The sequence below is a fragment of the Sporosarcina koreensis genome, from assembly GCF_000826145.2.
Taxonomy (GTDB): Bacteria; Bacillota; Bacilli; order Bacillales_A; family Planococcaceae; genus Sporosarcina; species Sporosarcina trichiuri.
The window spans coordinates 810122-834072 of sequence record NZ_LN651337.1 but is presented as its reverse complement, the minus strand read 5'-3'; the positions used below and the strand labels follow the sequence as shown (position 1 = coordinate 834072).

The following is a 23951-nucleotide window of genomic DNA, read 5'->3' as shown; positions in this document are numbered from 1 at the left end:
GAAAACGTGATGAACAAACGGATACGCTCGCTGCTGGCAGGCATATTACTGCTGGCTGTTCTGCAGCTGTCATTCAGCTCCGATACGCAGGCATTCACAGATCGTGGTCTCGCAAAAGGGGCAAAAGGGGATGACGTCATCGAGCTGCAGGCAAGACTGCAGTACATCGGATTCTTCAAAGGGAAGATTGACGGTGTATTCGGCTATCAGACCTACTGGGCACTCAGGGAATTCCAGGAGAAATACGGACTGCCTGTCGATGGGATTGCCGGCAGCAAGACAAAGAAGAAATTGGTGAATGTCTCATCTTACGACAAACAATTCGTGATGGACAACTTACGGAATGGGAAAGAGTTCACCCACTATGGCGGAAAACCGCTGTCCAGCCAGGCGAAAGGCGGAAGTGCCTCTTCCGGGAATAAAACGACACAGATGCCTGGAAAGTATAGTGAAGACGATTTGAAACTGCTGGCTAATGCAGTCTATGGAGAATCCCGGGGCGAACCGTATGAAGGGCAGGTTGCGGTGGCAGCAGTCATCCTGAACCGGATCGAACACCCCGACTTCCCGAACACTGTGGGGGGCGTCATCTTCCAGCCGGGGGCATTCACGGCCGTCTCTGACGGGCAGATCTGGCTGACTCCGAATGAACGTGCGAAAGAAGCGGTCATCGACGCGATGAACGGGTGGGATCCTTCGGAGAATGCTATCTATTACTTCAACCCTGTCACGGCAACAAGCAAGTGGATCTGGTCACGCCCGCAGATCAAGAAAATCGGCATGCATATCTTCTGTAACTGATCGATTGTATCAACGACATTAGGAAAAGAAAGCAGGTGTACCTACAGATCATGAAACGATTCAGTTTTCTGGCGCTGTTCGCTATTTTTTCTCTGAGCGTATATGCATATACGACGAACATCCAAAAGAAAGATCTCCAAAACGCCCTGTCAGTGCAGTATGCGAAAAACATTGCTGATGCTTCAGCCAAACTGCAGGAGCTCGACACTGCCGTGAAAAAGACGATGCTGTTCAACGAAGGGGAAGGTGATCTGAGGGCGAGGGAAGATATATGGCGGCTGTCGTCCGATATTCAGCAGTCCGTTTCGTCACTTCCGCTCGATCCCCATTTCTCGTCTGTCTGGATGAATTACTTGAGCAGGCTCGGAAAGTTTGCGAAGACCGGACCCGAACAGACGGAGCCGCGTGAGTTCCATGCCGTCATGGATAAGGCCTCCGGAAATATCGAAAACCTGTCGAATGAGTGGGCGGCGGCAACAGCCGATATGGCAAGCGGCAACCTGTCGATGGAGGAATGGCAGCAGCGGATGGACAGTGAGAAAGCGTCATTCGACTGGAAAGGTTTGAGTGCGTCCGTGCAGCAATATACGGAAAGCGTATTCCCGCTCACCGCCAGCGAGTCGGATGCCCTGAAAAAGAAAGAGCTGAAACATATAGAGGACCCTGCAATTTCGAAAGAGCAGGCCCTGGACAAGTTCAAGAAACTGTTCCCCGACACGGCAGACCAGGTGATAGACCTGAAAAAAAGCAAACCTGGATCCCCGTATCCGTTCTATCATATCCGGTTTTCCGATCAGGAATCGGTCGGTTACATCGATATAACCGAAAAAGGCGGCCATGTGCTGTCCTTCTTGACCGAACGGCCGGCAGGGAACGGCAGATTGGATGCAGGGACGGTGCAGAAGCAAGTCGAACAATTCCTGAAGGTAGCGGGCTATACCGATGTCGTATTCGAGGAAGTCAGGGAGAATGACACGGCATTCCACTTCGTCTACACCCGCCAGGAGCCTCTGCATAAGGCGAAAGTTCTCTCCGACACAATCCAGATCAAAGCTTCCAAGGAAGACGGCAGGATAGCAGGGGTCAACGCTGCGGAATACATCCGGAAAGAACAGCTGAAAGACCAGCCGATCGTGAAAATCGACTGGAATACGTTCTTCCATAAGCAAGTGAAAGTGAACCGCGAGGAACTCGTCTATGCGGAAAATGAGCATGGGAGGCAGCGCCTGGCGTACGCACTGACCGTCACAATGGAGGAGAATGGGGAAACCGGGACATATATCGTGCTGGTCGATACCGAGACGAAAGAGGTCATCCGGACAGAACAGCAAAAATAACGGAATCTATTGGAAAAAAACATCTGCCGTGCCATAATAACTATAAGAACTGAGACAGGTGGCGGTAAGATGAGACTTAAAATCGGGACCTCGATTGCAATCGATAAAGATTATACGGAAAACGGCGAGAAATACAAAAGCCGGGTCGTGGATATTGAAAAAGACTGTATCATGATCGATTATCCGACACAGCTGGATACCGGCCGTACTGCTTTCTTCATTGACGGTACCCAGCTGCTCGTTTCGTTCGTGGACGAATTGAAGATGGCGTATGTCTTTCGGACGGAAGTCATCGGCCGGCTGAACAGGGGCATTCCGATGCTGCAGCTCACATACCCGGGGGACAGCGGACTTATCAAGATCCAGCGCCGGGAGTTTGTCAGGGTGGAATCCCCGCTCGATGTGGCGATCGACAAGGACGGCACTGTGCATCAGCTCGTGGCGGAAGACATCAGTGCCGGCGGGATGGCAGTGAACCTGGCCCGCGCTTCCCTCGAGCAGGATGATATCGTGACTGCAACACTGGTGCTGCCGTTCAAAAACAACTCCATCAACTATGTGCGCGTCAATGCAAGGGTTGTGAGGGTATGGGAGAAGGAAGGGCGACCGATCGCTTCCCTGCAATTCGACGAAATCGATCCCGAATCAAGGCAGCAGGTCATCCGCCTATGTTTTGAGAGGCAGCTGAAGAAACGCAACGAATAGGAAAAGGTCTTGCTGTATAAGACTTTTTCCTTTTCGCTGTGGTACAATGTGTTCGAATCGAGTACGGGGGTAGAGGATATGAACAGAGGAATTCAAATTGCGATCGACGGCCCGGCAGCTGCCGGGAAAAGCACGATTGCGCGGATAACAGCGGAAAAACTGGGCTATACCTATATCGATACAGGAGCCATGTACAGAGCCCTGACATACAGCGCCCTTCAGCAGCATATAGATGTCAATGACGATCAGGCGCTCTCATCATTGCTCGAACGGATGGAAATCGAGCTGCTTCCTTCTCCGGAAGGCCAGCTGGTGAGGGTGGACGGCAAAGATGTCACGGAAGCGATCCGCTCCCAGGAAGTTACGGCCAATGTGTCAGCAGCAGCAGCCCAGCCGACCGTCCGCGGACTGATGGCGGAAAAACAGCGGCTCCTGGCGAATGCCTCAGGCGTCGTCATGGATGGCAGGGATATCGGCACCGCCGTTCTGCCGGATGCTGAGCTGAAGATATTCATGACCGCTTCGGTGGAGGAACGTGCAGCACGGCGGTATGCGGAAAATGTAAGAAGAGGGATAGACTGTACAATGGATGACCTGTGCAGAGACATTGCGGAGCGTGACAAGGCGGATACGGAACGCATCACTTCACCGTTGAAGCAGGCGGCAGATGCGGTGTTCATCGACACGACCGCTCTCACTATCGAACAAGTCGCCGACACTATCATCCGCCATGCAGAAATGAGGATGGACTCATGAACTTATATCCGCTCGGTAAAGCAATCTGCGCAGCTGTGCTGAGGCCGCTCTACCGGATCCAGATCATCGGCCGGGAGAACTTCCCCGAGGAATCGGGTGTCCTGCTCTGCACGAACCATATCGACAACCTCGATCCGCCGGTCGTCGGACTGACAGCTCCAAGACCGGTCCATTTCATGGCGAAGGAAGAGCTGTTCCATCAGCCGGTGTTGAAGTCGGTCCTGCCGAATGTCAATGCGTTCCCGGTAAAGCGGGGACTCAGCGACCGTCAGGCGATCCGGAAGGCACTGGAATTATTACGCTCCGGACAAGTGGTCGGAATGTTTCCTGAAGGAACCAGGAGTAAAAACGGGGAATTGGGGAAAGGATTAACAGGAGCAGGTTTTTTCGCATTGAAAGGAGACGCCGTGGTGATGCCCTGTGCCATCATCGGTCCGTACCGTCCATTCCGGAAGCTGAAAGTCGTGTATGGCCGGCCGATCGATATGACGGAATACCGGGAACGGAAAGCCTCCGCGGAAGAGGCGACGGAAGTCATCATGTCGGCAATCCAGGAACTGCTGGAAAAAAACCGCTGATAAACAAGTTCAATTTTTTGTTTTTATGGGTATATTCCAATAGTATAGAGATATGATTATTATGGAGGAGGACTACATATGACTGAAGAGATGAATGTAGAAGCGATGGATGGATATAACGAAGGAGACCGCGTGACAGGTAAAGTCACTAAAATCGAAGACAAATCAGTTACCGTGGAAATCCCTGGAGCTCCGTTTGACGGTGTGATCCCGATCAGCGAGCTGTCCAGCCTTCACATTGAAACGGCATCTGACGCTGTGAAAGACGGGGACGAACTCGAACTGTCCATCATCAAGGTCGAAGATGATGCCTATGTGCTGTCCAAGCGGAAAGTGGATGCGGAAGATGCCTGGGATGCACTCGAGGAGAAATTCAATAACAATGAAACGATCACCACAGAAGTGAAGGACGTAGTGAAAGGCGGCCTCGTCGTCGATCTGGGTGTCCGCGGCTTCATCCCCGCTTCCCTGGTGGAAGATCATTTCGTGGAATCATTCGAAGATTACAAAGGACGCACGATGGATTTCAAGATTGTCGAGATGGACAAGGAGAAGAACCGTCTTATCCTTTCCCACCGCGCAGTCATCCAGGAAGAGAAGTCTTCCAAGAAAGACGAAGTGCTTGCTGATCTGGAAGAAGGTCAGGTGCTCGACGGCACTGTTCAGCGGATTGCATCATTCGGTGCGTTCGTCGATCTGGGCGGCGTGGACGGCCTTGTGCACATTTCACAAATCGCACACGGCCACGTCGAGAAAGTGTCCGATGTCCTGAAGGAAGGGGACAAGGTGCAGGTGAAGGTCCTGTCAGTCGACCGTGATGCAGAACGTATCAGCCTGTCCATCAAGGAAACGCTTGCTGGTCCTTGGGAAGGAATCGAAGAAAAGGCTCCTAAAGGTGCTGTCCTCGAAGGAACTGTGAAGCGCCTTGTCTCGTACGGGGCATTCGTGGAAGTGTTCCCAGGCGTGGAAGGGCTTGTCCATATCTCCCGCATCTCCCACCAGCACATCGGAACGCCGAACGAAGTGCTGTCTGAAGGGCAGACAGTCGAAGTGAAGGTGCTGGACGTCAATCCAATCGAGAAGCGCCTGTCACTGAGCATCAAAGACCTGACAGACAAGGAAGAGGAGTCTTACGACGATTATGAAATGCCTGAAGAACCATCAGGTTTCTCGATCAGCGACGTCATCGGTGACCAGCTGAAGAAGTTCTCTGAATAACCTTGTTCAGTGTCCTGTAACAATCAATTGAAAGAGATGGCTCTTTTAAGAGCGCCATCTCTTTTTTTTGTGTATAATATGCAGAAGATAGCGTGGAAGGATGTATGATGAATGAGTAAACCAACAGTAGCCATCGTCGGACGGCCGAACGTCGGCAAATCGACGATCTTCAACCGGATTGTCGGTGAGCGGATTTCAATCGTGGAAGACGTTTCGGGCGTCACACGTGACCGGATCTACAGCTCAGCGGAATGGCTGACACATGATTTCAATCTGATTGATACAGGGGGCATCGACATTGGCGATGAACCGTTTTTGGAACAAATACGGGCCCAGGCGGAAATTGCGATCGAAGAAGCCGATGTGATCATCTTCCTGACGAATGGCCGTGAAGGCGTGACGAACGGTGATGAGCAGGTCGCGAAAATTCTATACAAAACAAAAAAGCCGGTCGTCCTGGCCGTCAACAAAGTCGATAACCCTGAAATGCGTGAGATGATCTATGATTTCTATTCACTCGGCTTTGGCGACCCATATCCGATTTCCGGTTCCCACGGTCTCGGTCTCGGAGACCTGCTGGACGGTGTCGCAGCCAGTTTCCCCGAGCCTGCAGCAGAAGAGATCGAGGAAGACGTCATCCGTTTCTCCTTGATCGGCCGGCCGAACGTCGGGAAGTCCTCGCTTGTCAACGCGCTTCTGGGTGAAGACCGTGTGATTGTCAGCGACGTTGCCGGAACGACGACAGACGCCATTGACTCGCTGTACGAATATGAAGGTCAGAAGTTCAGGATCATCGATACCGCCGGCATGCGGAAAAAAGGCAAGGTGTATGAAAACACGGAAAAGTACAGTGTCCTGCGTGCATTGAAAGCGATCGACCGCTCGGATGTCGTACTCATCGTGCTCAATGGTGAAGAAGGGATCCGTGAACAGGACAAGCGGATTGCCGGCTATGCGGAAGAAGCGGGTAAGGGTGTACTCTTCGTCGTGAATAAATGGGATGCCCTCGAAAAAGATGAGAAGACGATGAACCGTTTCACGGAAGACATCCGCAAGAACTTCCTGTTCCTGGATTATGCGCCGGTCGCCTATGTGTCGGCAAAGACGAAACAGCGGGTGCGGACATTGTTCGACCTGATTACGACAATCAGTGAGAATCACTCCCTCCGTATCCAGTCGAGCGTCCTGAACGAAGTGATCGAAGACGCGGTGGCACGAAATCCGGCGCCTTCCGATAAAGGGAAGCGTCTGCGCATCTATTACACGACCCAGGTGGCTGTCAGACCGCCTGCATTCGTCGTATTCGTGAATGATACGGAACTCATGCACTTTTCGTACGAACGTTTCCTTCAGAACCGTCTGAGGGAGTCGTTCGGTTTCGAAGGGACACCGATCCGTATCATCACCCGCGCACGCAGCTGAGAACCTGGCAGAAAGGATGAACACTTTGAAAAATGTCTCTGTAATCGGGGCAGGGAGCTGGGGAACCGCCCTTGCATTCGTCCTCGCAGAAAATGGACACAACTGTCTGATCTGGAGCAGACGCCAGGAACAGACCGATGAAATAAATGAGCACCATACCAATTCGTCCTACTTGAACGACTGCATTCTTCCGGAATCCCTGCGCGGCACCTCCGATCTGAAAGCGGCAGTCGACCATGCGGATATCCTGATAGTGGCCGTGCCGACCAAAGGGATCCGCGAAATTGGCAGGCAGCTGGACCAACTCATCGAACGGCCTGTGACAATTGTACACGTTTCCAAAGGAATCGAACCGGATACACAGAAACGGATCACTGAAATGCTGGCAGAGGAGATCCGTCCTGCAGTCCGGAAAGCGCTGGTCGTCCTGTCTGGTCCGTCCCATGCGGAGGAAGTGGTCCTGCGCCATCCGACAACGGTCTCTGCGGCCTCGGATGATCTCGCTGCAGCAGAGGAAATCCAAAATTTGTTCATGAATTCCTATTTCCGGGTCTATACGAATCAGGACGTGCTCGGTGTCGAGCTCGGCGGTGCGCTGAAGAATGTCATCGCGCTGGCAGCCGGCATTACGGACGGCCTGGCATACGGGGATAATGCGAAAGCGGCATTGATCACCCGCGGGCTTGCCGAGATCACGCGCCTAGGTGTCAAAATGGGTGCCAATCCATCGACCTTCGCAGGACTGGCGGGCATGGGGGATCTCATCGTGACTGCCAACAGTGTCCATTCCAGGAACTGGAGAGCCGGCAATATGCTCGGCAAAGGGCAGACGCTGGAAGAGGTGACGGCAGGGATGGGCATGGTCATCGAGGGCGTGCGCACGACCAAAGCGGCCCACCAGCTGGCTGCTCATTACGGCGTTTCCATGCCGCTGACGGAAGCCCTCTACTCGGTCTTGTTCGAAGGTCACGAACCGAGGGAAGCAGTCGACTGGCTGATGAACAGGGACAGGAAGAAAGAAACTGATCAGTTCACTGACTGACCGGCAGCTGCCGGGCAGCCTTCAATACTTAACTATATGGCCGTTCGCTAACGGCTGGAAGGAATGACTCGCTTTGTCCTCGCTGGATAAAATGTGGCTATCGTTTTATGCGATGGGTTGCATGGTGATTTCCATGGGACTCATCCATCTGAGCCGAACAAAAATAAAAAACAAGATTGTAAGCATCCTGTTTGCAATCATTGCCTATGCACTGCTGCTCTTTTCGTTTTTCGCAATGGTCTATCTTGTATTCAATGGACCGACAGGAGGCGCATAAGCTGATGAAACGCATGATCATGCTGCCGATGGCTGCTGCTGTGATGCTGCTGCTGTCCGGCTGCCTGTACCCGCAAGACGAGCTGGAAAGCAAGCAGACACCCTACGAAGATCAGATGGAGACTGTCCAGAAGGCCGTCGATACGTACCAGCAGCAGACGGACGGCCTGCTGCCCATCAAGACGAGGGATCAGGAAACCGATCCGTATATCAAATACCCGATCGAGTTTTCGAAAATCGTCCCTTCATTGACTGAGAAGATCCCATCGAACGCCTATGAGCAGGGGGGGATCTATCAGTATGTCCTCATGGATGTCGAGGAGGATCCGACAGTGAAACTTGTGGATCTGCGTGTTGCAGAGCGGATCCGCGAACTGATCCTCCGAAAGACAGTGAACGGCGTCCTGCCTTTCAAGGACCCTGTGCAGGAAGGTGCGAACGTCTACAAGGTCGATTTCAAGAAGATGGGGCTGAAAGAACCGCTGACAGTGGAAAGCCCTTATTCGGATGCCCATCTGCCGCTTGTCGTCGGCGGTGACGGCAACTTCTATATCGATTATGCCATCGACCTGGCGCGTATCGTGGAACGGGATAAGCCTGACGTCAAGCCCGGAGAGGATATCCGGTATCTGCTGGCCGACAATTATCCGATCCTGCCGGCATACTCCCTGCCTTATACGGTGAACGGACAGAATGAAGTGGTTTTCCTGAAATCCTCCAACTGAACAAAAAACGTTTCGTGCTTCAGGCATGAAACGTTTTTTTGTTTCATAAACTATTATGCGTAGAAAAGGAGGACGATGGAAATGAAAGAAGAACTATATGAAAACTTGGCCAGACGGACGGATGGGGATATCTATATCGGAGTGGTCGGCCCTGTCCGGGTCGGAAAGTCCACATTTGTCAAACGTGTCATGGAAGAAGTCGTAATCCCGAATATGAGCGAACAGGCAGACCGGACGCGTGCGCAGGATGAACTTCCGCAAAGCTCGCCGGGTCCGGTCATCATGACAGCCGAGCCGAAATTCGTCCCCGCACAAGGTACCGCTGTGTCGGTAGGGGACGGCGAACTGTCCTTCCAGATCCGTCTGGCGGACTGTGTGGGCTACGTCATCGACGGCGTGAAAGGGTATGAAGACGAGGACGGTCCGAAGTATGTGCATACCCCTTGGCACAACGAACCGATCCCGTTCGAGGAAGCCGCACGCATCGGCACCGACAAAGTGATCCGTGACCACTCGACAATCGGCATCCTGCTGACAACTGACGGAACGGTGAACAACATCCCGCGTTCCGCCGCTGAAATTGCGGAAACGGAGATCGTCGGAAAGCTGAAAGAAATCGGGAAGCCATTTGTCATCGTCCTGAATTCCAAGATGCCGGCCCATGAAAAGACGGTCCAGCTCAGACAGCAGCTGCACGAAACCTACGGGGTACCCGTCATCGCCATCAGCGCAGACCAGCTGAATGCCCAGGAGATCCAGCTGATCCTGAAAGAAGCGCTCTATGAATTCCCGATCACCCAGATCGATCTGCAGAAGCCGGATTGGATGGATGTCCTGGGTCCCGAGCATATGCTCAACGCACAGATCGATGACATCATCAATGAAGGATTCCTGGAAGCATCAAAAATCAGGAAAGTGCAGCAGCTGGCGGAACGTCTCAATGAAGAAGACTATATCAAGCATGCGGATGTCATCGAGGTGGATGCCGGGAAAGGGAAAGCGACACTGGACCTGAAGATCACGGAAGAGACCTACCTGGCCGTGTGCGAGTCCTACATGGATACGGAGATGAAAACGAAGAAAGACTGGCTGCTGTTCATCCAGGATGCAGTGAAGGCGAAGAAATCATACGATATGTTCGCCGAGGCAATCGACACAGCCAAGAAAGAAGGCTATGGGGTTGCGCTGCCGACGATTGCAGACTTCGAACCGACACAGCCGGAGCTTATCAAGCAAGATTCCTTCTATGGAGTCCGTATGAAGGCGACCGCTCCTGCCCTGCATGTGATCCGGATCGATATGGAAGCCGAATTCGCGCCGCTGATCGGCTCGGAATTCCACAGCCACCACCTGCTCAAGGAGCTGAAGAACGCCTACCTGCATGATCGTGAAGCACTGTGGGAGACACAGCTGTTCGGCACGCCTCTCCATGAAGTGCTGAAAGAGAGCATCCGTTTCAAGACATCGTCAGTCCCGACCAGCGCGAGACGGAGACTGCGTGAAACGATCGAAAAAATGGTTAATGAAGGAAATAAAGGGATGGTGACATTTATCGTCTGACTTGAAAAGATCCGTCTTAAACGGGTCTTTTTTTTCGTTCAAGCTAGCCGTAAGCCTTGCTGCAGCCACAATATTGTTGCACCTCAGAAATGGTTATGTTACTCTTTTTACAGTGTTAATGAGCTTCAGCAGACCTTTCTTTGGAAGGAGGTGAACGGGATGAACAAAACTGAATTGATCAACTCCGTAGCAGAGGCAGCAGGTCTTTCGAAGAAAGATGCGACAAAAGCTGTTGAAACTGTTTTCGAAACAATCCAAGACGCTCTTGCAAAGGGTGAAAAGGTGCAATTGATCGGCTTCGGTAACTTCGAAGTACGCGAGCGCGCTGCTCGTAAAGGCCGTAACCCTCAATCAGGCGAAGAGATTGAAATTGCAGCAAGCAAAGTACCAGCGTTCAAAGCAGGAAAAGCTTTGAAAGATGCGGTAAAGTGAGTTCACTTACATAGAAGCCCGTCAGATGTCCTTTCCGGATACGCTGGCGGGCTTCTTTCCGCTGGCCGCCGCTCAGCGGGGCGGGCAGCTGTACTGAATGTGGCGAGTGTGCTACTATTTTGAAGGACTGATATACAGGAGAGGAGGTTTTAGCCATGGAGGAAAATAATTTACGCAAGATCGAACAGGCGGTTACGATGATCCTGGAGGCGATCGGTGAGGACCCGGGCCGGGAAGGTCTCCTGGATACACCGAAACGCGTAGCGAAGATGTACGGTGAAGTTTTTTCCGGCATGGATGAAGACCCGCGGGACTATTTCAAGACGATCTTCCATGAACAGCACGACGAAATGGTACTGGTGAAAGACATTCCGTTCTACTCGATGTGCGAGCATCATCTCGTTCCGTTCTTCGGTGTTGCCCACATCGCCTATATTCCGCGTGACGGCGCCGTCGCAGGTCTCAGCAAGCTGGCAAGGGCTGTCGAGACGGCAGCAAAACGCCCGCAGCTGCAGGAAAGGATCACGACGACCATTGCGGATGCGATGATGGACATGCTGAAACCCCTTGGTGTATACGTGATCATCGAGGCGGAGCATATGTGCATGACGATGCGGGGAGTCAAGAAACCAGGTTCCAAAACCGTGACAACCGCCGCTCGCGGTATCTATGAACACGACGATGTCAAACGGTCGGAGATCCTGTCACTTGTAAAGTAGGCCGGGCTCCTTTGCGATAGGCGCTTTACCTGTGCTATGATAGACAGGATATGAAAGACGGGAGAGATAATCATGACTGCACCTGACTATATAATCATCAAGGCAGAAGAAGATGGTGTCAGCGTAATTGGGTTAACCCGCGGAAACGATACAAAGTTCCATCATACTGAGAAGCTGGATAACGGTGAAGTGATGATCGCCCAATTTACGGAGCACACATCCGCCATGAAAATCCGTGGGAAAGCAGAGATCACGACTGCTCACGGGATTGTCTCCAGTGAAGAGAGAGCCTGATCAGAGAGCGCAGCTCTTGCATTGGAATGGAGAAACAGTGATGAACAAACAGCAATTGGACACATTCATAGAAAATTATATGGCCGGCTTGCGGTCTGCATTGAAGGAACCGACCCTGGACCGGGAGATCGCGGATGTGCCGCTTGACCGGGACAAGGCCTTCTATCTGCTGCTTCCGCTGCTGAATGACGGGATGACAGCGGATAGACCAGCTGAGGAGGTCATGATCGCTGTAGGAGCCATTCAGGCTGCCTTGGATATCCATGACCGCATCGAAAAGAAGGGCGCAGCATCGGCTGTCCAGCAGCTGACGGTCCTGGCGGGGGATCATTTCAGCGGCGTCCATTACAAACTGCTGGCAGACATCGGGGAGTTCACTCTGATCCGTGAACTGTCACAGACCATTGGCCGTGTCAACGAACAGAAAGCCGCCCTGCAGACGGATTCCCGGCTGACCGCGGAGCGCCTGCTGTCCCGGCTGGCTGTCATTGAAACTGCGTGCATTTCGACTTTCTATGACCGTTACGGGTACGACAGGTACCGGAAACTGGCCGAGTACGCGCTTACATATATACGACTGCATGATCCCGAAGCCCTGAAGTCATTCGGCGTCGAAGAAGAGCTGGCACGCCGGGCGGTCGGACTGCTCGGTTCAAGATGGCAGTCGGAGACCGGGCAGGCTGCAGGGCTGTCCCCGGTCCTCGCGGATACAGTGCAGGATCGCCTGCATTCATTATCATCATCAAGCTGACCAATGAAAAGAGGGGATCCTTTTGAGTCAATCGAAAGAAGAAAAGGTACATTCCGTATTCCAATCCATTTCGAGTGAATACGACAAGATGAATTCAGTCATCAGTTTCAATCTGCACAAAGGCTGGCGTGCGGATATCATGGAACGTATGGATATCAAGCCGGGTATGAAAGCCCTGGATGTCTGCTGCGGAACGGCGGACTGGACGATCGCCCTCGCAAACGCTGTCGGCACGAACGGCACTGTCACCGGGCTGGACTTCAGCGAAGCCATGCTGTCGAGCGCGGCGCCTAAGACCGAAGACTATCCGAATATCACGCTTGTCCAGGGCAATGCCATGGAACTGCCATTCGAAGATAACACGTTCGATGTCGTAACGATCGGATTCGGTCTGCGGAATGTGCCGGACTACGAAAAGGTGCTGAAAGAGCTGTACCGCGTCGTGAAACCCGGAGGCCTTGCCGCCTGTCTGGAAACATCACAGTCTCTCATTCCGGGATACCGGCAGGCATTCAGGCTGTACTTCCATTACATCATGCCGGTGTTCGGCAAGCTGTTTGCGAAAAGTTACAATGAGTATTCCTGGCTGCAGGAATCAGCAGACGACTTCCCCGGAAGGGAAGAGCTCGCGCATATGTTCAAGGATGCGGGGTTTGTCAGGGTCGACTATCGGCCATACAGCGGCGGCGTTGCTGCCGGACACATCGCAATCAAATAATATTATGCAGGCGGGAGAAGGGAATCATTTTGGAAAAATTGAAGGCGATGGCTTTATATACAGATTTCCGGAAGGAACTCATTTATATCGAGAAAGAGCTTGAGAATGCCGTTCAGTCGGATTCCCCGCTCATTCAGCAGGCGTCCATGCATCTGCTGAGAGCAGGAGGGAAGAGGATCCGTCCAATTTTCGTATTCCTTTCTTCAAAGTTCGGTTCGTATTCGATGGAACGCACAGCGAAAGTGGCGGTCTCGCTTGAACTTGTCCACATGGCCTCTCTCGTCCATGACGACGTGATCGACGATTCGGATATGAGAAGAAGCCGGAAGACCGTCAAAGCGAAATGGGATAACCGGATTGCAATGTACACCGGTGATTTCCTTTTCTCACGTGCACTGACGTCCATCGGCGAAATCGAAATGATTCCTGTCCACCGGCTGCTCGCGACAACAATGCTTGAAATCTGCAAGGGTGAGATCATCCAGTTCGATTACCAGAGGCAGACCGATCAGTCGCTGCGCGATTATCTGCGCCGTATCAAACGGAAAACGGCGCTTCTGCTGTCTTCCAGCTGTGAACTCGGCGCGCTCATTTCCGGCGCGGACGGTGACGTTGTGCGCAGACTGCGGAATTTCGGCTATTATGCAGGGATGGCATTCCAGATCGTCGATGATATACTGGATCTCACCTCATCCGACAAACAGCTCGGCAAACCGGCAGGATCCGATCTCCTGAACGGGCATATTACACTGCCGATCCTGTACATACGGGATGAGCCGGACTTCCAGCCGTATTTGACAAGCGCATTCGACGGCAGCCTGACTGAACACGAACGGTCTGCCATGCTGGACTACGTCCGCAAAAGCGGCGCTATCGAGAAAGCCCAGGCTGTCAGCGACCTCTATCTGCAGAAAGCCGCAGATGAAATCAAGTGGCTTCCGGACAGCGATGCAAAACAGGCATTCGAACAAATTGCCGATTTCCTCGGGAAACGGACGTATTGAGCATTGCCGAATAAAGAAAAAATTGAAAGATTGTCCTGTGTTTGATACTATTCAGTAGGGGCATCCCTGATTCGCAATGATAAGGAGAGATCATGTATTATGGAAAAAACATTTTTGATGGTAAAACCGGATGGCGTCCAGCGCGGACTTATCGGTGAGATCGTTAACCGTTTCGAAAGCAAAGGCTACCAGCTCGTCGGCGGTAAGCTGATGCAGATTTCACAGGAACTTGCCGAGCAGCACTACGGCGAGCACAAAGAGCGTCCGTTCTTCGGGGAACTTGTCGAGTTCATCACATCCGGTCCTGTATTTGCAATGGTCTGGGAAGGCGAGAATGTCATTTCGACAGCACGCCTCATGATGGGTGCAACAAACCCGAAAGATTCAGCACCGGGAACGATCCGCGGCGACTTCGCAGTCACTGTCGGCAAGAACATCATCCACGGTTCGGATTCACCTGAATCCGCTGAGCGTGAAATCGGCTTGTTCTTCAAGGAAGAGGAACTTACTTCCTACAAAAAAGATATCAACAGCTGGATCAACTAAATTCTTGCAAAAGCAGCCTAGCGGTTTCCGCCGGCTGTTTTTGTTATACATAACGAGCAAGGGAACGGGGGCAGAATCGTGTCGGATTATACGCAGTTCATAGCCAATGTGAAGAAGAAGACAGGAATCGACCTGTCTCTCTATAAAGAGGCACAGATGAAACGCCGGCTGACATCGCTGTATGAGAAACGGAAATGCCGGGACTTCATGGAATACTTCGAGCTCATCAGCAGTGATCAGGCGATGATGGATGAGTTTCTGGACAGGATGACCATCAACGTGTCTGAATTTTACCGCAACGGATCCAGATGGGAAGTCCTTGACCGTAAGATCATCCCGCAGCTGCTGGAGAATTCCAAAAAACTGAAATGCTGGAGTGCCGCCTGTTCGACAGGCGAAGAACCGTATTCCATGGCCATGGTTCTATCGAATCATATGCCGCTCCGCGAAGTATCCATCACAGCCACCGATCTGGACCAGGGTGTCATTGAAAAAGCGAAAGTCGGACTGTATCCGGAGCGTTCGCTGAAAGAGGTGCCGGCTGATGTGAAGAAGAAGTATTTCACACAGGAAGGCCAGTTCTTCCAGGTGACCGATGAAGTGAAACGTACGGTCTCCTTCAAGAAGCATAACCTGCTTGAAGACAGCTATGGCAGCGACTACGATCTGATCGTCTGCCGGAATGTCATGATCTATTTCACGGAAGAGGCGAAAGACCAGATCTATTCCAGCTTTGCGAAAGCTTTGAAGCCCGGCGGCATCCTATTTGTTGGCAGTACTGAGCAGATTTTCAGTCCCGACCGGTACGGCCTCGAGTCGGAAGATACGTTCTTTTATAAGAAATTATGAAAAAACCGGAGTTTTCCGGTTTTTTTCATTTAAACAAGTAGTCAACACGATTGTAGTTTGGTAAAGTGCTATCAATGGTCACATTCCAAGCGTGGCCAAAAGGGGGATGATCAGATGAGAGTACTGACAGCTGGTGAATCACACGGCCCTGAGCTGACAGCCATCATTGAAGGGATACCCGCACAGCTGCCGCTGACTGCGGAAATGATTACGAAGGAACTCAGCAGACGTCAGGGAGGCCATGGACGCGGACGGAGAATGCAGATCGAAAAGGATCAGGTCGTCATCTCATCCGGCGTCCGGCATGGGAAGACGCTCGGCTCCCCGATCACGTTGACAGTGGTCAATGATGATTGGAAACATTGGACATCCATCATGGGCATTGAGCCTCTTGGTGAAGATATCCGTCCTGAAGATATCAAACGGCAGATTACACGGCCGCGTCCGGGTCATGCCGACTTGGTGGGCGGCATCAAATACGGCCATCGGGATTTGCGGAATGTACTGGAACGGTCCTCTGCGCGTGAGACGACGATGCGTGTCGCAGCCGGAGCGGTCGCGAAACAGTTCCTGCGTGAACTGGGCATCCGGACAGCTGCACATGTCATTGAGATCGGAGGCATCACGGCAGACCCCGATACCGCCGCATGCTTGTCCGCAGACGAAATCAGGAAGCGCGTGGAAGAAGATCCGGTCTATTGTGCAGATCCTGCAGCTTCACCGGCCATGGTCGAGGCGATCGACGATGCGAAAGGCAGGGGAGATACGCTCGGAGGCGTCGTGGAAGTCGTGATTGAGGGCTGCCCGCCGGGAATGGGCAGTTACGTCCAGTTCGACCGTAAACTCGATGGCCGCCTCGCTGCTGCGATGATGTCCATCAATGCGTTCAAGGGTGTCGAATTCGGCATCGGATTCGAGATGGCCAAGCGTTTCGGCAGTGATGTACATGACGAAATCGCCTGGTCGGAAGAGAGAGGCTATTACAGGAAGACGAATCGTCTCGGCGGACTGGAGGGCGGAATGTCGACAGGAATGCCGATCATCATACGAGGGGTCATGAAGCCGATCCCGACGCTTTACAAACCGCTCGAAAGTGTCGATATCGACTCGAAAGAACCGTTCACTGCCACGATCGAACGTTCCGATCCTTGTGCGGTTCCTGCTGCTTCCGTAGTAGCGGAGCATGTCATCGCAACCGAGCTTGCCAAAGTGATCATCGAAGAATTCCGGTCATTTGAAATGGACGGCCTGAAAGAGGATGTCGACCAATACAGACGCTACGCGAAGGAGTTTTGACAATGGAACAGATCACTGTCCGTGCAGGCGGCACCCCCTATGACGTCCTGATCGGAACGGACGTCTACAGGCACTTGCCGCATGACTGCCGGGAGCTGTTTGCAGGCAAGGACAAAGTGGCGGTATTTGCGGATGAAACAGCTGCCGGACTTCATTTGCACATACTTGAGGAAGCTCTGCAGGACACGGGGATCCCTTACATGGTGCGCCTGCTGCCGTCCGGTGAATCCTGTAAATCAGCGGACAGCTTCCTTGCGAGCCAGTCGTTCCTGCTGCAGAACAATTTCACCCGAAATTCCCTTCTTATTGCGTTCGGCGGCGGAGCCTGCGGTGATCTGACCGGATTCGTTGCAGCCACTTTCATGAGAGGGATTCCATTTGTGCAATGTCCGACGACCATACTTGCTCATGACAGTGCGGTAGGCGGCAAGACGGCCATCAATATGCCCGAAGGCAAAAATATGGTCGGTGCATTCCATCAGCCCGCAGCTGTCCTGTTCGAAACGGACTTATTCACCACGCTGCCGGACAGGGAAATCCGGTCGGGTATGGCGGAATTGCTGAAGCATGCATTCATCTCGGATGCCGGCTGGACGGAGTCATTGCTGAATAACCGCCAGTTCCCGAAATTGCCTGCTTCCGAGCTGGAAGAGGAACTCGTCAAAGGAATCCGGGTCAAGACGGAAATCGTGGAACAGGATGTCTTCGAAGGCGGCCGGCGGAAATACTTGAATTTCGGTCACACACTCGGCCATGCCGTGGAGGCTCATCTCGGGTACGGGACCCTCAGTCACGGCGAATGTGTCATGATCGGGATGGCATACAGCCTGCTGCTCAGTGAAACCTACGGCAGAACGGACAGGACGCTGACGGACCGCTTCATCCGCTTCGCGCAGGATGCAGCGTATCCGATGGAGCGTATTCTGGAGATACCGTTCGAGCCGATCCTGACATACATGAAAAAAGATAAAAAGGCGGAATACGGCAACCTTGTTTTCGTGGTGCTGGAGCAGCTGGGTCAGCCATTCATCACACAAGTGCCGGAGAAGACGGCTGAAACAGCCTTTGCCGAACTCCAAAAACGGGTGGGAGAGGGGATGCGCAGATGACAGTCAGAGGAATCAGGGGAGCGACAACAGTCGCGTGCGATGAAGAGCAGGCGGTGCTGGAGGTGACAGCTCAGCTGGTGAAGCAGATGGCGCAGGAGAACAATCTGCTGCCGGACGATATCGCATCCGTCCTCATTTCCACTACAGTGGATGTGACATCGGCGTTTCCGGCGAAGGCAGTCCGTACAATAGAAGGCTGGACGTATGTCCCGGTCATGTGCATGCACGAGATGGACGTGGCGGGGGGCATGCCGCTCTGTATCCGGGTGCTTATGCACGCGAATACATCCATCGGACAGAAAGATATCCGGCATGTCTACATGAATGATGCCGTGAAGCTGAGACCGGATCTTGCCGGGCAATAACTAAACCGAGGTGAATGCAGATGAAATGGAAAACCGCCCTGTCGGCTATGAAACCTTACAAACCGGGCCGATCGATCGAAGATGTGCAGAAGGAATATGGCATCCGCACGATCGAAAAACTTGCGTCCAATGAAAATCCTCACGGCTGCGCGCCTTCAGTGCGCACCTTCCTGGAACAGGCACTCATCCAGTATGAGATCTATCCGGAGACGGGAAGGCCTGCATTGAAGTCCAAGCTATCGGGAATTGTCGGTGCTGATGAGTCCATGATCCTGCTCGGGAACGGGTCCGATGACTTGATCACCATCATCGCAAGGGCACTCCTGACGCCGCAGAGCAATACGATCATGCCGTCTCCGACATTTCCCCAATATGCCCACAATGCCCGCATAGAAGGGGCGGACGTGCGCGAAATCCCGCTTATCGATGGCCAGCATGACCTCGATAAGTTCCTGGAAGCGACAGACGCGTCGACGTCCGTGATCTGGATCTGTTCACCCAACAATCCGACCGGTGACCTGCTGCCGTCGGACCGGCTTTTCAAGTTCCTGGAACAAGTGCCGTCCAATATTTTGGTCGTCCTGGATGAAGCCTATTACGAGTACATAACTGACAAAACCTATAAGGACCCGGTCCGATGGCTCGGGCAGTTCCCGAATCTGGTCATCCTCCGCACCTTCTCCAAAGCATACGGCCTGGCTTCGTTCCGGATCGGATACGCAATCGGTTCGCCGGATGTCATTACGGAGCTGAACAAAGTCCGGAATCCGTTCAATACGGGCTCGCTCGCACTTGCTGCTGCGGAACAAGCGCTCGAGGATCAGGAATTCATCAGCCGCTGCCGTACGGAAAACGCCGAGCAGAAAAAACGCTTTGAACAGTTTGCGCGTGAGCATGGTCTGCATGTCAACCGGTCGGAAGCGAACTTCGTCCTGCTGGAAGTGCCGATGGATGCAGACGAAGCGGCAGAGCTGCTGCTGAAGGAAGGGTTCATCGTACGGAGCGGGAATCTCCTCGGGACTCCGAACCGCATCCGGGTGACAATCGGTTCTGAAGAACAGAATGACGGTTTTTTCAACGCATTGTCAGCAATACTTACAGACAGAGGGTAATAGGATGACAACACATGTATCGATCATAGGACTCGGGCTGATCGGCGGGTCACTGGCATTGGCACTGAAGCGCGGTCAGGGCGTCACAATTACGGGCTTCGACCGCTCGTATAAGTCTGCGGACGAGGCATACCGCCGGGGGATCATCGATGCGGTCGCTCCGTCCGCCCGGGCGGCGGCAAAAGACGCTGATTTCGTAATTCTTGCCGTACCTGTTTCTGCGGCTGCAGCATTGCTGCAGGAAGCGGCTTCCTGGGAACTGAAGGACACGGTCATCGTGACCGATACAGGCAGCACGAAGCTGCCGATCATGGAAGCTGCGGATGGCCTGCTGGCCAACGGAACCACCTTCATCGGAGGGCATCCGATGGCAGGGTCGCATAAGAGCGGTATCTCAGCAGCCATCGGCCATCTGTTCGAGAACGCTTATTACATCCTGACGCCGCCTCCCGGATGTGCTGAAGAAGACTTGAAACGGCTGCAGGACCTTCTGGCTGTGACGATGGGAAAGCTGGCTGTGCTGGATGCTGGTGAACATGACAAGATGACTGCGGTTGTCAGCCATTTCCCTCATATCATCGCTTCGTCCCTCGTCAACCTGCTGGCGGATCAGGAAGACAGCCGGCCGTTCATCAGACGCCTGGCCGCAGGCGGTTTCCGGGATCTTACCCGGATCGCTTCCGCAGATCCGGTCATGTGGCGGGATATCACACTCCAGAACAGGACCGAATTAGCCGCGCAGCTGGATCGCTGGGCAGACGAAATGGCGCAGGTGGGACGGATGCTTGCACACAGCGACCCACAAGAAGTGGAAGCGTATTTCACGGAAGCGAAACGATACAGGGACGAACTGCCGGCAGTCTCTGAAAATGCCGCACAGGGTGCGCTGTACATGCAATTCGATCTGCATATCGACGTACCGGATCATCCGGGCGTCATTTCGGAGATCACTCACATTCTGGCATCTCATGAAATCAGCCTGACGAACATCCGGATCGTTGAAACGCGTACGGATGTATACGGGATCCTGGTTATCAGTTTCCGCTCTGCGAGAGAGCGGAACCAGGCCTATGACGCACTTGGCAGTGAAACGGATTATTCCATGCAAATACTTTGACGGGGGTGCTTATAATGGAGAAAATGGATATACACGAAGTCTCATTCCACGGCGGCCCGCTGAAAGGGGAGCTGCGTGTCCCGGGAGACAAATCGATCTCCCATCGTGCAGTCATGCTCGGCGGGATGGCGGAAGGCACGACCACGATCAGCGGGTTTTTAGCAGGGGAAGACTGCCTGTCGACAATCAGCATATTCTCCCGGCTCGGTGCAGTGATCGAACGGGAGGGGACAGATGTGACGGTGAAAAGTCCGGGGATGGCGGGATGGAAATCATCTTCCCTCCCTCTGGATGCAGGCAATTCAGGCACGACAGCGAGACTGCTGCTCGGAATTCTGGCAGGCTCATCGGTCACGGCGACCGTCACGGGTGACCGGTATTTGTGCAAGCGTCCGATGAGACGGGTGACGGATCCGCTGGCTGCGATGGGTGCCGCTTTCGACTATGAAGGAGGCGGGGGCACCCTTCCGCTGACTGTGGAAGGAAGACAGCTGCAGGGCATCCAGTATGAGATGCCGGTCGCAAGTGCACAAGTGAAATCGGCTATCCTGCTCGCGGGCGTCTCGGCGGCAGGCACAACCACCGTGAAGGAAAAAACGGTATCCCGCGATCACACGGAACGGATGCTTGAGCAGTTTGGCGCTGCAGTCATTGCAGAGGATGGAAACGTGGCAATCGAGGGCGGTCAGCGGCTTACGGCGGCTTCGGTTAAAGTGCCGGGTGATATTTCATCCGCCGCTTTCTTCATGTGTGCAGCCGCCATGGTGCCGGGCAGTTCGGTTACGTTCAGGGGAGTCGGTCTCAACCCGACCCGTACAGGCATCATCGATGTGCTGACCGGCATGGGGGCGGATGTTGTGCAGAGTCCGGATCCCGAGGCTGCAGGCGAGCCGTACGGCGACATAACTGTAAGAGCAGGCCGGCTGGAAGCTGTGGAAATCGGAGGGGACCTCATTCCGCGGCTGATCGATGAACTCCCTGTCATCGCTCTGTTGGCGACACAGGCGGAAGGGACGACTGTCATCAGGGATGCCGGAGAACTCCGTGTCAAAGAGACCGACCGGATCGAAGCGGTCTGTACAGAACTCCGGAAGCTCGGTGCGGACATCGAGCCGACGCCCGACGGCATGATCATCAAAGGGCCGGCAAAGCTGAAAGGGGCCGTCCTGTCATCGAACGGAGACCACCGGCTCGGGATGATGGCTGCAATTGCCGCTCTTGCAGCGGACGGGCCTGTCTCAATAGAGGATGCCGGCTGCATCGATGTCTCCTATCCGGGATTCTTTGATGATCTGCAGTCTCTGATGTAACGTAAAAGACGATCAGCGTCGTGTATACAACATGCGCGGGAAGGTGAAACTATGGAACAGATACAGCAACTGGAAAGAAGCATCATGACAGGTGATCTTGAGGCTGTCGAAGAACTGGTGGGGCAGCTGGAGTCGGATCCGGATCTCGGGATGGTCTACGACAGTGCATCCCTGCTGATGGAAGTCGGTCTCGTTCCGCAGGCAGACCGCTTGTATGAGGCGCTGATAACCCAGATGCCGGACGCCGGGCAGCTTAAAATCGACCGCGCGGAAGCCTTCATGGCACTCGGCCGTGAAGACGAAGCCCTTCTGCTGCTTTCGGATATCAGGCCGGATGAAGAGGAATATGTGCAGTCACTCGTCCTGCTTGCCGATTATTATCAGACAATCGGGATGGCGGAGGTCGCATTGTCCAAGATCACCGAAGCTGAATCACTCGCTCCGGAGCAGCCTGTCATCCTGTTCGCCAAAGCCGAGCTGCTTCTCGGGAGCGGCAGATATGCGGAAGCCGCCCGTCTGTATCTCCTGCTTCAGGAACGGGGGGTGGAGGAGATGGCCGGGCTCGCGATCGAGGCCCGGATTGCGGAAGCCTTCAGTGCAGGAGCCGCCTATGAAGAAGCTCTGCCGCATTATGAAGCCCTGATCCAAAAAGGTGATGTCATGCCGGATACACTGTTCGGGGCAGCATACAGCCACTACCAGAGCGGACTTCCCCAGCAGGCGCTCACCTATCTGGATGAATTGCTTGAAATGGATCCCGATTACTTCTCTGCGTATATGCTGGCCGGCCAGGCAAGCCTGATGCTGGAAGAGAACGACCGGGCGCTGGAATACTTCACCGAAGGGATACGGCGTGACGAGTATGACAAAGAACTGCAGCTGGCAGCCGGCAAGGTTTCCCTGAAGCTCAGCCTGCCTGATGAAGCGGCAGCGCATTTTGCAGAAGCGCTGGCCCTCGACCCTGAATACACAGAGGCCAGGATTTCCCTGGCGTCGCTATATGAACAGCAGGGCGCCTTCGGGGAACTTCTCGATCTGCTGGAGGCTTCTCCTGTAGAGCAGCTTGAAATTCCGTTGCTGGCAGCATTCAAGGCGTATGCCGAAGAGGATGCCGAGCGGTTCGGAGAGGCATATGCTTCTTACACACAGGCATACACTGGCATGAAGGAAGACCCGGAATTCCTCGGGCGGTTCGCTTCGTTCCTGCTTGAAGAAGGCAGGCGTGAAGAGGCGGTCCGGATCGTCAGACAACTGACAGCTTTGGATCCGGGTCAATCCGAGTGGACGTCCTTTCTTGAGGATCAGGAAGAAGAGGAGGCATAAGATGGAAGCCATGATTCCTGTAGCTGCCAAAAAAGATTTCATCAGGTGGTTTTTGAAGCGCTATCGTCTGAAGCGCCGGGAATGCGTATGGATCTTGAATTACTTATTAAGCCATGAGAAGATTTTGGAGAATGTTCACTTCACCGAGGATGCCCATTTTTGTCCGCGTGCGATGGTCATTTCGGCAATTGAATCGAATGGCGTGCCTTTCCGCTTTTACAAAGGCAGCCTGATGACAACCGATGCGGAAAAATCGTTCCATGATCTGCGACTGCATCCTGACGAAAAAATGTACATCCAGCTGAATTTCCAGAAAAGCAACAGTTCACCTCATTATGCAAGCGTCCTGGAAGAGAACCCGTACTTTCCTGAAGATCAGCAGGTGAGCGAGCGCGACCGGAAGCTTGCCCGGCAGCTGCTGCATGAAAGTGCCGTGACCGCCTCCAAGGAAACGCTGATGAAGCAGGTCGATGCAGCCCTGGATGCAAACGATGAGGAGCGGTTCCTGGCGCTGTCCGGCATGCTGAATGAATTGAACGACATGAAAGAGCACTGACTCCGTCTGATCAGATGGAGTCTCTTCTCT

27 protein-coding genes are annotated in these 23951 nt (G+C 53.5%); all 27 read left to right on the top strand.

The annotated features are described in order from the left end of the window. Positions 1-9: 9 nt before the first annotated feature. The 27 genes from sleB (at position 10) to BN1190_RS09765 (ending at position 23921) form a co-directional block, all read left to right on the top strand. A complete protein-coding gene (sleB, locus tag BN1190_RS09895; protein WP_040286746.1) occupies positions 10-801 on the top strand; it encodes a spore cortex-lytic enzyme in 792 nt (263 codons plus the stop codon). Positions 802-851: 50 nt separating this feature from the next. Next, positions 852-2138: a PepSY1/2 domain-containing protein gene (locus tag BN1190_RS09890; protein ID WP_040287264.1), complete on the top strand. Its 1287-nt coding sequence runs from the start codon at positions 852-854 to the stop codon at positions 2136-2138. 69 nt (positions 2139-2207) lie between these two features. Continuing rightward, a complete protein-coding gene (locus tag BN1190_RS09885; protein ID WP_040286745.1) occupies positions 2208-2843 on the top strand; it encodes a flagellar brake protein in 636 nt (211 codons plus the stop codon). A gap of 78 nt (positions 2844-2921) precedes the next feature. Continuing rightward, positions 2922-3599, top strand: coding sequence for a (d)CMP kinase (cmk, locus tag BN1190_RS09880; protein ID WP_040286744.1), 678 nt, complete (start codon positions 2922-2924; stop codon positions 3597-3599). After that, a complete protein-coding gene (locus BN1190_RS09875) occupies positions 3596-4177 on the top strand; it encodes a lysophospholipid acyltransferase family protein (protein ID WP_040286743.1) in 582 nt (193 codons plus the stop codon). The genes cmk and BN1190_RS09875 overlap by 4 nt, the downstream gene beginning before the upstream one ends. 78 nt (positions 4178-4255) lie before the next feature. Beyond that, positions 4256-5395 carry a 30S ribosomal protein S1 gene (gene rpsA, locus BN1190_RS09870; protein WP_040286742.1) on the top strand — a complete coding sequence of 380 codons (1140 nt, stop codon included), beginning with the start codon at positions 4256-4258 and terminating at the stop codon, positions 5393-5395. Between the two features lie 111 nt (positions 5396-5506). Further along, positions 5507-6817, top strand: coding sequence for a ribosome biogenesis GTPase Der (gene der / locus BN1190_RS09865; RefSeq protein ID WP_040286741.1), 1311 nt, complete (start codon positions 5507-5509; stop codon positions 6815-6817). Between the two features lie 25 nt (positions 6818-6842). Beyond that, positions 6843-7859: an NAD(P)H-dependent glycerol-3-phosphate dehydrogenase gene (locus BN1190_RS09860; RefSeq protein ID WP_040286740.1), complete on the top strand. Its 1017-nt coding sequence runs from the start codon at positions 6843-6845 to the stop codon at positions 7857-7859. Positions 7860-7950: 91 nt separating this feature from the next. After that, positions 7951-8136: a DUF2768 domain-containing protein gene (locus tag BN1190_RS09855; protein ID WP_276327497.1), complete on the top strand. Its 186-nt coding sequence runs from the start codon at positions 7951-7953 to the stop codon at positions 8134-8136. A gap of 4 nt (positions 8137-8140) precedes the next feature. Continuing rightward, positions 8141-8860: a hypothetical protein gene (locus BN1190_RS09850; RefSeq protein WP_040286738.1), complete on the top strand. Its 720-nt coding sequence runs from the start codon at positions 8141-8143 to the stop codon at positions 8858-8860. A gap of 81 nt (positions 8861-8941) precedes the next feature. Further along, positions 8942-10420, top strand: coding sequence for a stage IV sporulation protein A (gene spoIVA / locus BN1190_RS09845; protein ID WP_052461784.1), 1479 nt, complete (start codon positions 8942-8944; stop codon positions 10418-10420). A gap of 159 nt (positions 10421-10579) precedes the next feature. Continuing rightward, on the top strand, positions 10580-10852 hold the full coding sequence (locus BN1190_RS09840; RefSeq protein WP_040286736.1) for an HU family DNA-binding protein: 273 nt from the start codon (positions 10580-10582) through the stop codon (positions 10850-10852). A 155-nt stretch (positions 10853-11007) separates the two neighbouring features. Then, positions 11008-11571: a GTP cyclohydrolase I FolE gene (folE, locus tag BN1190_RS09835; protein ID WP_040286735.1), complete on the top strand. Its 564-nt coding sequence runs from the start codon at positions 11008-11010 to the stop codon at positions 11569-11571. Between the two features lie 72 nt (positions 11572-11643). Continuing rightward, complete coding sequence (gene mtrB, locus BN1190_RS09830) at positions 11644-11865, top strand: trp RNA-binding attenuation protein MtrB (RefSeq protein ID WP_040286734.1); 222 nt, start codon at positions 11644-11646, stop codon at positions 11863-11865. Positions 11866-11905: 40 nt separating this feature from the next. Beyond that, on the top strand, positions 11906-12616 hold the full coding sequence (locus BN1190_RS09825) for a heptaprenyl diphosphate synthase component 1 (protein ID WP_040286733.1): 711 nt from the start codon (positions 11906-11908) through the stop codon (positions 12614-12616). Between the two features lie 22 nt (positions 12617-12638). After that, positions 12639-13334, top strand: a complete 696-nt coding sequence (locus BN1190_RS09820) for a demethylmenaquinone methyltransferase (RefSeq protein ID WP_040286732.1) — start codon at positions 12639-12641, stop codon at positions 13332-13334. A 29-nt stretch (positions 13335-13363) separates the two neighbouring features. After that, positions 13364-14338, top strand: a complete 975-nt coding sequence (locus BN1190_RS09815) for a polyprenyl synthetase family protein (RefSeq protein WP_040286731.1) — start codon at positions 13364-13366, stop codon at positions 14336-14338. A gap of 99 nt (positions 14339-14437) precedes the next feature. Then, entirely contained in the window at positions 14438-14884 is a 447-nt protein-coding gene (gene ndk / locus BN1190_RS09810; RefSeq protein ID WP_040286730.1) for a nucleoside-diphosphate kinase, read from the top strand. A 78-nt stretch (positions 14885-14962) separates the two neighbouring features. Next, positions 14963-15733: a CheR family methyltransferase gene (locus BN1190_RS09805; RefSeq protein WP_040286729.1), complete on the top strand. Its 771-nt coding sequence runs from the start codon at positions 14963-14965 to the stop codon at positions 15731-15733. 114 nt (positions 15734-15847) lie between these two features. Next, positions 15848-17029 (top strand): chorismate synthase, encoded by a 1182-nt coding sequence (gene aroC, locus BN1190_RS09800; protein ID WP_040286728.1) that lies wholly within the window; start codon positions 15848-15850, stop codon positions 17027-17029. Positions 17030-17031: 2 nt separating this feature from the next. Further along, on the top strand, positions 17032-18138 hold the full coding sequence (gene aroB, locus BN1190_RS09795) for a 3-dehydroquinate synthase (RefSeq protein ID WP_040286727.1): 1107 nt from the start codon (positions 17032-17034) through the stop codon (positions 18136-18138). Further along, complete coding sequence (aroH, locus tag BN1190_RS09790; RefSeq protein WP_040286726.1) at positions 18135-18503, top strand: chorismate mutase; 369 nt, start codon at positions 18135-18137, stop codon at positions 18501-18503. Before aroB ends, aroH begins: the two co-directional genes overlap by 4 nt. A 20-nt stretch (positions 18504-18523) precedes the next feature. Continuing rightward, entirely contained in the window at positions 18524-19615 is a 1092-nt protein-coding gene (gene hisC / locus BN1190_RS09785; protein WP_040286725.1) for a histidinol-phosphate transaminase, read from the top strand. 4 nt (positions 19616-19619) lie between these two features. Next, complete coding sequence (locus BN1190_RS09780) at positions 19620-20732, top strand: prephenate dehydrogenase (RefSeq protein WP_040286724.1); 1113 nt, start codon at positions 19620-19622, stop codon at positions 20730-20732. Positions 20733-20755: 23 nt separating this feature from the next. Beyond that, the gene (gene aroA, locus BN1190_RS09775; protein WP_040287263.1) at positions 20756-22042 is read left to right on the top strand and encodes a 3-phosphoshikimate 1-carboxyvinyltransferase; all 1287 of its coding nucleotides are present in this window, start codon (positions 20756-20758) and stop codon (positions 22040-22042) included. Between the two features lie 51 nt (positions 22043-22093). Further along, positions 22094-23365, top strand: a complete 1272-nt coding sequence (locus tag BN1190_RS09770; protein WP_052461783.1) for a tetratricopeptide repeat protein — start codon at positions 22094-22096, stop codon at positions 23363-23365. A gap of 1 nt (position 23366) precedes the next feature. Then, entirely contained in the window at positions 23367-23921 is a 555-nt protein-coding gene (locus BN1190_RS09765) for a ReoY family proteolytic degradation factor (protein ID WP_040286723.1), read from the top strand. Positions 23922-23951: the final 30 nt, after the last annotated feature.